Source organism: Streptomyces sp. NBC_00631 (genome assembly GCF_045206895.1).
Lineage (GTDB): Bacteria > Actinomycetota > Actinomycetes > Streptomycetales > Streptomycetaceae > Streptomyces.
Map to the genome: position 1 here is coordinate 2,446,368 of NZ_CP107734.1, position 13,567 is coordinate 2,459,934.

Consider the following 13,567-nt stretch of genomic DNA (forward strand, 5'->3'; position numbering starts at 1 on the left):
GGACGGGTCAGTGAGCGGTGGTCGTGCGCTCGCCGGGGCGGGTGACTCTTCTGCGGCGTACGGCCGAGACGGTGCCGATGAGGATCAGGGCCAGCAGCGAGGCGCCGCCGGCCGCGGTGCCCAGGCGCAGACCGGGCGGGCGGAAGGTGCAGGTGAGGCTGGTGGCTGAGTCGTTCAGCGGGACCGCGATCAGGCCGTGGAACTCGCCTGCCGCGACCTCGGCGCCGCCGGCGGAGCAGCGCCAGCCGGCGATCCGCGGGGCGGCCACGACGGCGATTCCCCTGCTGCCGGCCGGCAGTTGGGCATGGACGGTGCCGTCGGAGACGGTCACCTTCGTCGCACCGGTGGACTTCAGGTGCTGGACGGCGGTACGCAGTCGCGCGGTGTCGAGGCAGCCGACCGCGCCCTGTGCCGGGACCCGGCTGAGCCGGTTGGGCTTGAGGCCGATCCGGACCTGCCCGGTGGCGCGGACCGTGCCGAGCGGCTGCATCGCGGCGATCTTCGTGCCCTCGGCGTCGGACCTGAACAGCTTCTGCTCGCCGCCGCTCGCGAGTTGAGCGGTACCGGAGTAGTCGGGTGCCCACAGGAAGACCGAACTTCCGGACCGGCACCGGGCGGTGATCGTCTGCGCTCCGTCGACCAGCAGGCCCCGCGCCGCGTCGCCCTTGTGCACACCGCTGAGGGTGGTGCGGGGCAGGGTGTAGACGCGGGCGCCGAGCAGGAGTTCCTGGTTGCGGTAGGGCGAGGGGCCGAAGGAGGCGGGAGTGGAGTGGGCGGCGGTGGGCCGTACCGTCACCAGCGGGGGTACGTCCTCGCGGGTGACCGTGGACGGACCGCCGCCCTGGGGCAGCCATTTCTGGTGCGGGTCCGGCGGGTTGTGCACCCGGGCGCCCACCGAGAAGACCGCGTCGGTGACGGGGTTGTCGAGGGACTGCAGGCTGCGGCCGCGCGAGGTCCAGCCGTCGCCGAGCGCGGTGAGGGTGCGGCTGAGCACGTCGGCGGTGAGGCTGCTGTAGTACTGGGCGCCCTGGCCGCCGACCATCATCGGGTCGTTGGCGACGGTCTGGTCGCGGCCGGGTTCGGTGCGGTACGCGGGCCAGGCGTCGGCACTCGCGACCGCGTCCGCCTCCTTCTGCTGGCGGTCGCCCCAGGGTGCGTAGTCGTCCATCTGGCCGAGCCGCATCCGCGTGGCCACAGCCGAGGTGGCGGCGGCCTCGCCGAACTGCGCGCAGATCAGCAGCGCCACGGCCAGCCCGGCCAGCAGCGGCCTCCCGTTCCTCAGACCGAGCAGCGCGAGCCCGCCGAGCGCGCCCGCGACCGCGAGCAGCACCACCGGCCAGGTGTGTTGGGTGTGCTGCTGGGTGAGGGTGCTGCGGCTCGCGGCGGCGGCGATCAGGACCAGCAGCACGGCGGCCGCGCCGAGTGCCCGCAGGTCCGGAAGTCCGTAGGCCAGGGCGTGCCAGGCGGCGATGACCAGCAGGGCGCAGAGCACGAAGGCCTGCCGGTAGGAACTGCCGTTCGGGACGGCGAAGGCGTGCCAGGCCAGGCTGGTAGGCGCCCACTGGAGCGACAGGGCCACCGCGACCACCAGCGCCGTCCAGCCAGCCCGCACCCGGACCGGGACCTTCCGGTGGAAGGGCAGGGCGAGGGCGAGCACCAGCGCGGTGATGCCGACGTAGAGGGCCGGGGAGCTGTAGCTGTAGGTCGTCGGCAGCAGCCGGGCGAGCAGGTCCTCGGTGCCGACCGGGGCGAAGTGGCCCTCGCGGCCCGGGTAGGCGTGCTGGGTGCCGGAGTACACGACGACCACCAGCGGCGCGGCCAGCCCGATGCCGAGCCCGACGGTCACCGCGGCCCGGCCCACCACCGCAAGGGCGTGCCGCCACGGCAGTTCGGCGAGGACCAGCCGGAGCAGCAGCACCAGGGCCGCGCCGAGGGTCGCCATGTAGGCGGTGTAGAAGTTGGCGATCCAGGCGAGCGCCACGATCAGGACCCCGAGCAACGGGCGCCGGCCGGCTGTCGCCCACTCGCCGACCAGGCAGAGCAGCGGCAGTGCGATCAGGCCGTCGAGCCACATCGGGTTGTACGAGGCGAGGGCGAGGCTCCAGCCGCACAGGGCGTAGGAGGCGCCCAGCACGCCGGCCGCCCACCAGCGGCCCCGGCGCAGGCTCAGCAGCAGCCAGGCCATGGCGGCGCCGGCGACCGCCGTCTTCAGCACGGTGACCACGTACACCGCGAGGTCGATCTCGTCGCGCGGGAAGACGGCGACAAGGAGCGCGAACGGGCTGCTGAGGTAGGTGCCGAGGTCCGGCAGGAAGCTGGAGCCGTAGCCGGACTGCCAGTTGACGAGGAGCCCGCCGTCGGCCCTGCCGTGCAGCAGGTCCCACAGGTGGGCGTGGAAGGGAACGTACTGGTTGCCGAGGTCGTTGACGCTGCGGGTGCGGGGCCCGAACGGGTAGCTGCGGGCGATCACGTCGGCGGCACAGAACGCCAGGGTGGTGAGAAGTGCCGCGAGCAGCGCGGCGACCGCCCGTGGATCGGCGTTCCGCCATTTCACGGGGCCGGTCTCCCGTTCCTCCTCGCCCCCTGCCGGTTTCGCCCCCTGTTCGCGCCCGGCCAGCGTGGTGCGATTCATTCTGTGCGGCCCCCAGATAAAAACGGGGGTGTCACTCCCCGCAGGTCGGTCTTTCGCCGACTTAGACGGGTAGAGGTTCCTGATGGTTGTGCCGCGCCTGTGAAGTAGTAAATCGAATTCCGAATCCGCGTGCACTACGGGAAAGAATTCACCACTTCAGAGGAAACAGAAGTTTTCCGGAAAATGATTCCGAGGTTAACGCGCCTGTGGGACACCTGCGCCGGCACCATGGACGACCTCCTCGGCCGCCGCCGGCGGCGAGAGCCGACGATGGGCGCGTTCGACGGATTGGCCCCAGTACGTCCCCGTGACGACGAGTGCGGCCCCCAGGACGCAGAGACCGGTGAGCCGTTCGCCGCCGAGTCCGGCGCCGACCAGCAGGGCCCATACCGGCTCGGTGCCCAGCAGCAGGCCTGCCCGGGTCGCGGAGGTGCGCTGGACCGCCCAGGTCTGGGCGAGGAAGGCGAAGAGGCCGCAGAAGAGGGCCAGGTAGAGGAGCTGGGCCCAGGTGGCAGCGCCGGTCCGGGCGAGCGCCGGCAGCCCGGGGGCCGCCGGAAGCAGGAAGAGGACGGCGCCGACGGCGCACTGCACGGCGGTCAGCCGCAGCGGCTGCAGGTCCCGGCCCGCGGTCACCCGGCCGACCAGCACCACATGACCGGCGCGGACCACGGCCGCCGCCAGCATCAGCAGATCACCGGCTCCGGGAGCGTGCAGCCCGTTGCCGGAGACGAGAAGTCCGACGCCCGCCATGCACACCCCGGCGGCGAGGAAGAACCTGCCCGGCAGGGCGACCCGGTCCAGGACGGGGGTGAGGACCAGGGTGAGGCTGATGATCAGGCCCGCGTTCCCGGCGCTGGTGTGGGCGACGCCGTACGTCTCCAGGACGAGGACGGCGGCCTGGGTGAGTCCGAGCAGACATCCGTACACCTTCTCGTCCCGGGTGAGGCCACCGGGCCGGCGCAGCACGGCCGCGCACGCGAGCGCGGCGACGGCGTAGCGAACGAAGAGGACGGTCGGGACGGGGAGGGCGTCCGTGGCGGTCTTCGCCGTCAGATAGCTGGAGCCCCAGACGACGGCGACGGCCAGGAGCACCACGTCGATGCGGCGGTTGTTCGGCATGCCGTTCACGATCCACGGCCGGCCCGTTGAAGTAAACGACGACCTTCTCAACCAACCTTTTAGCGAAGCTACACTCACAGGGTGGACGAGCGGCAGCTGCGGGTCCTGCGGGAGCTGGGCGAACTGGGCAGCGTCACGGCGGTCGCCGAGGCGCTGCGGGTGACACCCTCGGCGATCTCGCAGCAACTGCGCCTGCTCCAGCGCTCGATCCCGGTCCCCCTCACCGAGCGGTCCGGCCGCCGGCTGGTCCTCACACCGGCCGGACAGGCCCTGGCGGACGCCGCGATCGGCGTGGCGACGGCACTGGCCCGGGCCCGCCACACCATCGACGCGTACGTCGACGAACCCGACGGCACGGTGTCGGTCGCGGCCTTCCACAGCGGGGCCGCCGCGTTCTACCCCGTGCTGCTACGACGGCTGAGCGGGCCGGGATCCCCTCGCCTCACCCTCCATGACGAGGACGTGGCCCAGGCCGACTTCCCGCCCCTGACCCGCACCTACGATCTGGTCCTGGCCCACCGGCTGGACCACGCCCCGCCCTGGCCCCGGACCGCCTCGGCCACCCCGCTGCTGCGCGAACCGCTCGACATCGCCCTGCCCATCGGCCATCCGCTGGCCGCGCGGCCCGCCCTGACCGCGCACGACGTCGCCGAACAGCCCTGGATCACCGTGCACGACGGCTTCCCGCTGCTGGCCACGGTCGAGGCCATCGCGGCGGCGGCCGGGCGCGGCGTCGACATCGTGCATCGCGTCAACGAGATCGCCGTGGTCGCCGAGGTGGTCGCCGCGGGCGGCGGAGTCGCCCTGATGCCCCGCTGGACGTCCCGTCCGCACCCCGGCGTCACCCTCAGACCGCTCGACGGCATCGAGCCCCACCGTCACATCGACGCGCTCCACCGCCCCGAGCGCACGGCCCGGCGGGCCGTGCGCACCGTTCTCGGCGAACTCGTCGACGCCGCGGAGGCCATCCGAAGCAGGGGCCACGGCTGACCCGGATCCCGTATCTTCGGGAGCGCTCCCACACACCGCCCGCGCCTTTACCGCACCACGCCTCTACCGCACCGCCGCCGCAACGCACCGCCCCGCCGGACGAGAGCGAGTCGCCGCATGCAGAGCCTGACCAAGCGCCGGTTGTCCGCCACCGAACTCGACACGCTCCTCCGTGAGGCGACAGGCGTCGGATGCCGGCTGGAGGAGGAACTCACCGACGGCTGGTTCAACACCGCCTACCGGGTGCGTCTCGACGACGGCCGCCCGGCCGTGGTGAAGCTCGCGCCGCCCGCCGAGGCTCCCGTGCTGCGCTACGAGCACGGGATCATGGCCACCGAGGCCATGGTCTACCGGCGCCTGGCCGGCCTCCCCGACGGAGCGGTGCCGGCCCCCGAACTGCTGTACCGGGGAGACGACTTCCTCGCCGTCTCGGTGCTGGAGGGCACCCCCTGGGACAAGGCCGCCGAGCACCTTCCGCCGGCCACCGCCTCGACGCTGCGCCGCGAGCTGGGCGCGGTCACCGCCCGGCTGCACACCCTGACCTCCGAGGACGGCCGCTACGGCTATCCGGCGCCCGGGGCGGAACTCTCCGCGGCCGACTGGCGCACCGCCTTCACGGCCATGGTGGACGCCCTGCTGGAGGACGCGGCCCGCTGGGACTCCGACCTCGGGGTGCCTGCCGCCGGGATACGGGCCCTGGTGGCCGAGGGCGGGCAGACACTCGACCAGGTCACCGAGCCCAGGCTCGTCCATTTCGACCTCTGGCCGGGCAACATCTTCATCGACGGCCGTGCGCAGACTCCCAGGATCACGGGCCTCATCGACCACGAGCGGGCCTTCTGGGGCGACCCGGCCGCCGAACTGGTCTCACTGGGGTTCGGCGGGGACATCGGCCCGGACAGCGACCTGGTGGCCGGGTACCGTGCGGCGGGCGGCCGCCTCGACTTCTCCCCCGCCCTGCGCCACCGCCTCGCACTCTACGGCCTCTACCTGGGCCTGATCCTCGTCGTGGAGTGCGGCCCCCGCGGCTACGTCGGGGATCACGCCGGCTGGAGCCGGGACTTCCTCGGCGAACAGGTCGCCGCGCTGCGCGCGTTGGGGTGACGGCGGCGCCGACTTGACCTGGAGCGCGCTCCAACTCCTAGCGTTCGTGTCCTGACCGCTTCCGAAGAGAGCGTTTCCGACGAGAACGGATGAGCCGGCATGAGCGAGAGCACCACCCGTGACGAGCGGTTCGCCCACGGCCTTGAGGTCCTGGGCCAGGTGGACGGCGGCACCGGGCAGCGGGTCCTGGACACCCTGGCCGACATCAGCCCCGAGCTGGGCCACCAGGTGGTCGCCTGGGGTTTCGGCGAGATCTACTCCCGGCCCCAGCTGCCGCCCCGGGACCGGCAGTTGGTGACGCTGGGCATGCTCACCGCGCTGGGCGGCTGCGAGCCCCAGCTGGAGGTGCACATCAACTTCTCCCTCAACTCGGGACTCACGCCCGAGGAGATCGTCGAGGCGCTGCTGCACTCCGCCGGGTACTGCGGTTTCCCCAAGGCGCTCAATGCCACCCTGGTCGCCAGGAAGGTCTTCGCGGAGCGCGGGCTGCTGCCGGTCGGACAGCAGCCCGCGCCGGACGCTACTTCTGCCTGATCCGCAGGAAGGTGATCGAGTTCGCCGGGAAGGTGTACATGAACCTGTCGGCGACCCCGGTGAAGGTGGACGTGACCGGGGCGACCGCGGTGGACGTCTCGGTGTTCACCGCGCCGGGCGCCGCCGCCAGCGTGGTGACCCGCGCCTTCCTGGCGACCTTGGCACCGCCGAGGTCGAGGGCGGTACGGGCCGCCACGGACTGGGCGTTGACGACCTTGACGATCAGGTCACTGGTCTCCTTGTCCTCGGTGACGACCTGCCGGAACGGCTCGGCCGGCTTGTCGTCGGTGAAGCCGCCCCACTCCTGCCCGTCGAGGTACAGGGTCACCTGCCGGCCCCGCACCTTGATGTCGACGTCGTAGGCGCGGCCGGTGTCGACCGATCCCGGCTTGGCGATCAGCGTGGACTTGCCGCCGTCGACGGCCTGCTCGACCGCGGTCTGGCTGTTGTTCCAGCCGCCGATGTTCCACCAGTAGTAGTTGCCGGTGTCCTTGACGCCGAAGGCGACGAGGAAGCCCTCCTTGCCGGACTTCTTGACGGCCTTCACGTGCAGGTCGTAGTCGTGCCAGTTGGGGTCACCGGCCTGGATCATGGTGTTCTCGGCGGTGTCCGAGGTCTCGACGTACTGCCCGTCCTGGACCGCCCAGTTGCCGCCGCCGGTGTGCGTCCACTGCGCCGCGTCACCGGAGAAGTCGTCGGTGAGCAGCGTGCCGCCGTCTGCGTCGGTCACCTTGACGTCGTCGTACGCGGCGCTGGTGTTCCAGGTGGACAGGCCGACGGCACCGGTGATGGGGCCGCTGACGTCCGGCGTGGTGCTGGCCGTGCTCGGGACCACCTGGTCACCGACGTTGTTCATGAACAGCTTCTGCACCTCGTAGTTGGCCGAGCCCCAGGAAGCATGGCTGTTGAACCACACCATGTCCGGGCTCCACTGGACGTAGTCCTCGTTGGCGAACAGCGGGGCGTAGGAGGCGAGTGAGACGACGTCCGCGTTGCGTTCGAGGCCGGTCATGTACGCGGCCTCGGCGAGCCCGTTCTTGAAGGTGTTGCCGCCGGAGGCGTACTCGCCGACGAAGACCTTCGGTCCGCCGCGGTCGTAGGAGTCGTAGCGGTCGTTGTTCTGCAGGAACCACTGCGGGCTGTTGTAGTAGTGCTCGTCGACCATGTCGACCTTGGCGTCCTTGTTGAGCTGCCAGGCGGTGTCGAAGGTCGTACCGGAGTCGTCGGGGCCGGAGTTGGAGATGACCTGCATGTAGGGGTACTCCGCCTGGACGGCGGTCCGGAACCGGGTGAAGCGGGCGAAGAACTGCTGGGGCAGGTTCTCCTCGTTGCCGACCTCGATGTGGGTGAGGTGGAACGGCTCGGGGTGGCCCATCTGGGCCCGCACCCTGCCCCACTTCGAGGTCACCGGGCCGTTGGCGAACTCGATGAGGTCGAGAGTGTCCTGGACGTGCCGCTTGAGCAGCGCGTCGTCGTCGACGGCCTGGTTCTGGCCGCAGCCGGTCACCAGGGCCGGGACGACGGGCAGCGGCATGGCGCCGATGTCCTCGGCGAAACGGAAGTACTCGTAGTAGCCGAGACCGTAACTCTGGTTGTAACCCCAGAAGTTGGCGTTGGTGGCCCGGGTCTCGACCGGGCCGATCGTGTCCTTCCACTGGTAGGACCGCTTGCGCTGGTAGCCGGAGGCCTCGCTGTAGTCCTGCATCGAGCCGGTGTTGACCAGGCAGCCGCCGGGGAAGCGGACGAAGCCGGGGTGCAGGGCGGCGATCTTCTCGGCGAGGTCCTTGCGCAGGCCGTTGGCCTCGTGCTTGTAGGTGTCGTGCGGGAAGAGGGAGACCATGTCGAGCGCGGCGGCGTCCGCCGTGGCCACGGTGAGGCGGCCGGCGGAACTGGTCCGGGTGGCGGTGAAGGTCGCCCTGTACCGGGCCCAGCCGTCTTTCTTCACGGCCACCCGGCGGGCGGCGGCGAGGGCGCCGCCGGAGTCCGCGAGGCCGACGGTGAGGGTCGTGCCGGTGTCGGCGCGGGCCCAGACCGAGAAGTCGTACTTCTTGCCGTCCTCGACGCGGATGCCGGTGTTGTATCCGGAGTTGGTGACGGATGAACCGGCGGCGAGGGACAGGTAGTCGCGGTTACGGGTGTTCAGCCGGCCGTCGTCGTTCACGACCTGCGCGGTGCCGGTGACGGTCCAGGCGGTGAGCGGAGTGTACGACGTGTTGTCGTCGGTCGTGTACTCGAAGGACCGGTTCTGGACCAGCTCCGCGTACAGACCGCCGTCGGCGGCGCGGTTGATGTCCTCGAAGAAGACGCCGTACATCGTCTTGTCGATCTTGGCGCCCTGGGTGGCCGGATCGACGGTGATCGAGTAGTCGGTGGCGTCCTCGGCGTGGGCGGGGGCCGGGAGAAGACCGGCGGCGAGCAGGAAAGCGCTTGCCCCCAGGCCGAGTCTCAGCCGGGTGCGCGTGGTGCGTGACATGGATACTCCGCGGCTCGTGGGGAGAACTACGCCATTCGCGTCATTCGAGATACCGAACAGCAGTCAGCACTTCGAACGGCAAGATATGTAAGGGTCATGAGCGCGTCAATGGGGCGGGGGCCCGTGCCCCCGGCCGGGGACCGGCGCGGCGTAGGGTCGGGGGCCGAGGAAGGGATGACCGTGGGCGAGTTCTGGCCGGTGGCGGATGTCCTGGCTCACCTGGCCGGGCGGTGGCGGGTGGACCGGACCGTGCGGGATCTGGCGAGCGGGGCCGAGGGCCGCTTCGAGGGAGCCACGCTGTTCCGCCCCCTGGACGGCGGCGGCCTGCTGCACGAGGAGTCGGGCACGTTCACCTGGCAGGGCGTGGCCCGGCCCGCCGAACGCACCCTGCGCTTCCTGCCCGGCCCGCGCCCCGGCACGGCCGACGTGCGCTTCGCCGACGACCGCCCCTTCCACGACCTGGACCTGACCGCGGGCCGCCACGTCACCGACCATCCCTGCGCGGCCGACCTCTACCGCGGCGAGTTCACCGTCCAGGACCCCGACCACTGGCGCACGGTGTGGCGGGTGGCCGGCCCGGCGAAAGACCTGCTTCTGACGACCTGGTACGCGCGCGATCACTGAGGGACGGTGCGACAGCGCCCCGCAGGGGGCACGAGGCCGTATTGAACCCGCGGCTGCCGCCACAACCAACCGCCGACCCAACGCGCCCCTCCCAGCCCACGCTGCCCACCAGCGCCCCAGAGGAGTGCGAGGAACTACGCAACCAGCCACGACGGCGCCACAACCACCCGACGACCCGACTCGCCCCTCCCAGCCGACCGCTACAACGCCCCAAAGGGGCGCGGGGAACTGCGCGACCAGCCACGACGAAGCCGCAGCCGACCGACGACCCGACTCGCCCCTCCCAGCCGACCGCTGCACACCAACGCCCCAAAGGGGCGCGGGGAACTGCGCGACCAGCCACGACGAAGCCGCAGCCGACCGACGACCCGACTCGCCCCTCCCAGCCGACCGCTGCACACCAACGCCCCAAAGGGGCGCGGGGAACTGCGCGACCAGCCACGACGGAGCCGCAGCCGACCCGACTCGGCCCTCCCAGCGGAGCGCTACGCGCGGGAGGTCTGAGCCGACGCCGGGTCGAAGCGCAGGTTCCAGCGGCCGCCCCGGCCCGTCACCGTGGTGGTCGAGAGCGGACGCACGTCGATGTTCCAGTAGGTCGACGGGGGCGCCTTGAGGGCGTAGACGAGGGCGGCCCGGATCACCGAGGGCTCGGCGACGGCGACGATCCGGCCGCCGTCGTCGACGGGGCGGGTGTCGAGCCAGCCGCCGACCCGGGAGATGAACGCGAGCAGCGACTCGCCGCCGTGCGGGGTGGCGCGCGGGTCCGCGAGCCAGGCGTCCACCTGGTCCGGCTCCCTGGCCATCGCCTCGCCCAGCGTCAGCCCTCGCCAGCGGCCCATGTCGCAGTCGCGCAGGGCGAGCTGGACCAGCGGAGCGTAGCCGAGGACGTCGCCGGTCGCACGGCTGCGCTGGGTCGGCGAGCAGTAGCGCAGCTCGGCCCCCGCGAGGGGCACCAGCTCGCCGGCGACGCGCTGCACCTCGTCCCAGCCCGCCGTGTCCAGCGGGCGATCGTCCTCGAAGCGCTCCGCGAGCAGCGGCGAGCTGCGCGCGGCCGCGACGAACGTGACCCGAAGTGGCATGCGGCGATGGTGTGACGCGCATGTGCGCAGGTCAAGGGCGATTGGGCGGTGAGTTGCCGGACGTGGAGGAAATGTTACTCAATGGTCAGGAGGTGTCCGACAAGTCGGCCGTAATGTCACTCGGGCGACGTGTAGTAGAGCGCCATCCACTGGTCCGGGTGTTCGAGCGGGGCGAATCCGAGCTTCGCGTAGACCCCGTGGGCGTCGTGGGTGGCCAGCAGCACGCGCCGCACGCCGTACGGCCGCAGGTGCTCGCGGACGGCGCCGACCATCGCCGTGCCGACGCCCTTGCCGCGCACCGACGGGTCGACGTAGACGTCGCAGAGCCAGGCGAACAGCGCCAGGTCGGTCACCACGCGCGCGTAGGCGACCTGCTCCCCCGTGACGGCGTCGTAGACCCCGAAGTTGAGCGAGCCCGCCATCGCGCGCTGTTGCTGGTCCAGCGGGCGGCCGGTCGCCCAGTAGGCGTCGGTCGCCAGCCAGCGGTGGACCCGCTCGACGTCCACGCGGTCGGTGTCGGCGGAGAACTCGTAGCCCTCGGGGAGGCGGGGTGCATCGCTCATGCGGGGATCCTCGCCGGTCGGGCGCGTCGGCGTCGATCAGATTTTCAGGGCCTGGGACGCAGCACCTCGTCGCAGGCGGCCCGCAGCCGTCGTACCCCCTCCAGGATCTCGCCCGTGCCCGCGACCGCGGCGAAGCTCAGGCGGACGTGGGCGGCCGGGGCCTCGGCGCTGAAGTACGGGCGGCCGGGGGTGATGGCGACCCCGGCCCGGAGGGCGGCGGCGGTCAGAGTGGTGTCGTCGGTGCCGTCGGGCAGGCGTGGCCAGAGGTGGTAGCCGCCGGAGGGGATGTGCGGGAGGGCGAGTTCGGGGACGTGGTGGGCGAGGGCGCCGGTGAGGGTGTCCCGGCGGGTCTTCAGCTCGGCGGCGAGGTTGCGCAGGTGGCGGGGCCAGGCCGGGGAGCCGACGAGTTCGAGGGCGGCCTCCTGGAGCGGGCGGGGGACGAAGAAGGTGTCGACGATCTGGATGGCGCGCAGGCGTTCCAGCACCGGGCCGCGGGCGGCCAGGGCAGCCACCCGGAAGCTCGGCGAGGTGGCCTTGGTGAGCGAGCCGACATGCACGACGACTCCGTCGGGGTCGTCGGCGGCGAGCGGGCGGGGCAGCGGGCCCGCGTCGGCGTGCACCAGCCGCCGCACGTAGTCGTCCTCGATCACGAACGCGCCGGCCGCGCGGGCGATGCGCAGCACCTCGGCGCGGCGGTCCGGGGCCAGGACGGCGCCGGTCGGGTTCTGGAAGAGGGGCTGGCAGACGAACACCCGGGCGCCGGTGGCCCGGAAGGCGTCGGCGAGCAGGGCGGGCCGCACCCCGTCGGGGTCGACCGGGACCGGGACCGGGCGGAGGCCGGCGGCACGGGCGATGGCGAGCATGCCGGGGTAGGTGGGCGACTCGACCAGGACCGGGGCGCCGGGCGGGGCGAGCGCGCGCAGGGCGGTGGCCAGAGCGGACTGGCCGCCGGAGGCGATCAGTACCTCGGCGGCGGTGACCGTGCCACCGATGTCACGGGCGAACCACTCCCGCAGCTCCGGCAGTCCGTCGAGCGGCGGCCGGCCCCAGGCGCCGGGGCGGCGGCCGGCCCGCGCCAGTGCCGCCGCCATCGCCCGCTCGGGCTCCAGGGAGGCGTGCAGGTACCCGCCGCTGAGCTCCAGCACGCCGGGCGGCGGGGCGGCGAGGCACACCGTGACCCCGGAGGCGTCGACGGTGCGCGGGACCACGTCGAGGGCACCGTCGGCGCTGAGCGCCACCTCCTGCCAGGAGGTGTCCCCGACGGGCTCGGCCGCGGTACGCGGCGGGGCCTTGAAGGCGCCCGCGCCGGGCCGGGTGACCACCAGGCCCTCCGCGACCAGCTGGGCCAGCGCCCGGGAGACGGTCACCGGGCTCACCCGGAACCGCTCGACGAGTACCCGGCTCGACGGGAGCTTTCCACCGGGTGAGTAGCGGTCAAGGTCCCGCCGCAGACGTTCCGCCAGTTCCGCGCCGCTGCTACGCTCTTGCATGAGAGCAGAGAGTAGCGCTACCAGCCCGGCTTCGATAGCGGTCAGCACTCCCCCGGCCGGCACCCAGGCCCCGCCTCCGGCCGCCCACTCCTCCTCCGCGCGGCTCGGCACCCTGCAGGCCGCGCTCGGTGTCGTCGCCTTCTCCCTCACCTTCCCGGCCACGGCCTGGGGTCTGGAGGGCTTCGGACCGTGGGCGCTGGTGGCCGTGCGCAGTGTGCTCGCGGCGGCCATGGCGGGCGGCTGCCTGCTGTTCCTGCGGGTTCGTCTGCCCGAGCGCCGGCACTGGGCGGGCCTGGCGGTCGTCGCGGCCGGGGTCGTGCTGGGTTTCCCGATGCTGACCACGCTCGCCCTGGAGACCTCCACCACCTCGCACGCGGCCGTCGTGGTGGGCCTGCTCCCCCTGACCACGGCCCTCTTCTCGGCCCTGCGCACGGGCATCCGCCCCTCCCCTACCTTCTGGGCGGCGGCCCTGGCGGGCGCGGCGGCCGTGCTGGCGTTCACGATCGCGCAGAGCGGCGGGGCACTCACGAGCGCCGACGGCTACCTGTTCGGGGCACTCGTGGTGTGCGCGGCCGGTTACACCGAGGGCGGCCGGCTGGCCCGGGTCATGCCGGGCTGGCAGGTCATCGGCTGGGCACTGGTGGGCTGCCTGCCGCTGACCGTGCCGGCCGCGGTGGTCGCGCTGTCGTACGAGCCGGTCGTCTGGAACGCGCACGGGGTGGCCGGTGTGCTGTGGGTGGCGGCGGGCTCGCAGTTCCTCGGTCTGGTCGTCTGGTACCGGGGCATGGCGGCCGTCGGCATTCCGAAGGCCAGCCAGTTGCAGTTGGCCCAGCCCCTGCTCACACTGGTGTGGTCGGTGCTGCTGCTGGACGAGCACCTCACCGCGGCCGCTCCACTCACGGCCGCCGCCGTGCTCGTGTGCATCGCCGTCACCCAACGATCGCGATCGTGAGGAGGCC

Annotated in this window: 11 protein-coding genes; 5 read left to right on the forward strand and 6 right to left on the reverse strand. The window is 72.3% G+C overall.

Annotation, left to right across the window (positions count from 1 at the left end; genetic code table 11):
- Window positions 1-7: 7 nt before the first annotated feature.
- On the reverse strand, window positions 8-2,632 hold the full coding sequence (locus OHB00_RS11235; protein ID WP_406433787.1) for a YfhO family protein: 2,625 nt from the start codon (window positions 2,630-2,632) through the stop codon (window positions 8-10).
- Window positions 2,633-2,827: 195 nt separating this feature from the next.
- A complete protein-coding gene (locus tag OHB00_RS11240) occupies window positions 2,828-3,751 on the reverse strand; it encodes a DMT family transporter (RefSeq protein WP_406433789.1) in 924 nt (307 codons plus the stop codon).
- A gap of 81 nt (window positions 3,752-3,832) precedes the next feature.
- Between OHB00_RS11240 and OHB00_RS11245 the strand changes: the two genes are divergently transcribed.
- The 3 genes from OHB00_RS11245 to OHB00_RS11255 all read left to right on the forward strand — a co-directional run bounded on the left by OHB00_RS11245 (window position 3,833) and on the right by OHB00_RS11255 (window position 6,379).
- The gene (locus OHB00_RS11245) at window positions 3,833-4,741 is read left to right on the forward strand and encodes a LysR family transcriptional regulator (protein WP_406433791.1); all 909 of its coding nucleotides are present in this window, start codon (window positions 3,833-3,835) and stop codon (window positions 4,739-4,741) included.
- Window positions 4,742-4,858: 117 nt separating this feature from the next.
- Window positions 4,859-5,845 (forward strand): phosphotransferase family protein, encoded by a 987-nt coding sequence (locus OHB00_RS11250; protein ID WP_406433793.1) that lies wholly within the window; start codon window positions 4,859-4,861, stop codon window positions 5,843-5,845.
- A 99-nt stretch (window positions 5,846-5,944) separates the two neighbouring features.
- Window positions 5,945-6,379: a carboxymuconolactone decarboxylase family protein gene (locus OHB00_RS11255; protein ID WP_406433795.1), complete on the forward strand. Its 435-nt coding sequence runs from the start codon at window positions 5,945-5,947 to the stop codon at window positions 6,377-6,379.
- On the opposite strand, the gene OHB00_RS11260 is transcribed toward OHB00_RS11255, so the two are convergent.
- Window positions 6,366-8,852, reverse strand: a complete 2,487-nt coding sequence (locus OHB00_RS11260; RefSeq protein ID WP_406433797.1) for an alpha-L-arabinofuranosidase C-terminal domain-containing protein — start codon at window positions 8,850-8,852, stop codon at window positions 6,366-6,368. The two genes, OHB00_RS11255 and OHB00_RS11260, sit on opposite strands and share 14 nt — an antisense overlap.
- 180 nt (window positions 8,853-9,032) lie before the next feature.
- On the opposite strand from OHB00_RS11260, the gene OHB00_RS11265 reads away from it, so the two are divergent.
- Window positions 9,033-9,476: a DUF6314 family protein gene (locus OHB00_RS11265; protein WP_406445727.1), complete on the forward strand. Its 444-nt coding sequence runs from the start codon at window positions 9,033-9,035 to the stop codon at window positions 9,474-9,476.
- 485 nt (window positions 9,477-9,961) lie between these two features.
- Here the strand turns inward: OHB00_RS11265 and OHB00_RS11270 are convergent, their stop codons facing one another.
- From OHB00_RS11270 to OHB00_RS11280, 3 genes are all read right to left on the reverse strand, one after another.
- Window positions 9,962-10,555: a histidine phosphatase family protein gene (locus OHB00_RS11270; RefSeq protein ID WP_406433799.1), complete on the reverse strand. Its 594-nt coding sequence runs from the start codon at window positions 10,553-10,555 to the stop codon at window positions 9,962-9,964.
- A 116-nt stretch (window positions 10,556-10,671) separates the two neighbouring features.
- Window positions 10,672-11,118, reverse strand: a complete 447-nt coding sequence (locus OHB00_RS11275; RefSeq protein ID WP_406433801.1) for a GNAT family N-acetyltransferase — start codon at window positions 11,116-11,118, stop codon at window positions 10,672-10,674.
- 44 nt (window positions 11,119-11,162) lie between these two features.
- Window positions 11,163-12,719 (reverse strand): PLP-dependent aminotransferase family protein, encoded by a 1,557-nt coding sequence (locus OHB00_RS11280; RefSeq protein WP_406433803.1) that lies wholly within the window; start codon window positions 12,717-12,719, stop codon window positions 11,163-11,165.
- On the opposite strand from OHB00_RS11280, the gene OHB00_RS11285 reads away from it, so the two are divergent.
- Window positions 12,607-13,560 (forward strand): DMT family transporter, encoded by a 954-nt coding sequence (locus OHB00_RS11285; protein WP_406433805.1) that lies wholly within the window; start codon window positions 12,607-12,609, stop codon window positions 13,558-13,560. The genes OHB00_RS11280 and OHB00_RS11285 overlap by 113 nt on opposite strands.
- The last annotated feature ends 7 nt before the right edge of the window (window positions 13,561-13,567 follow it).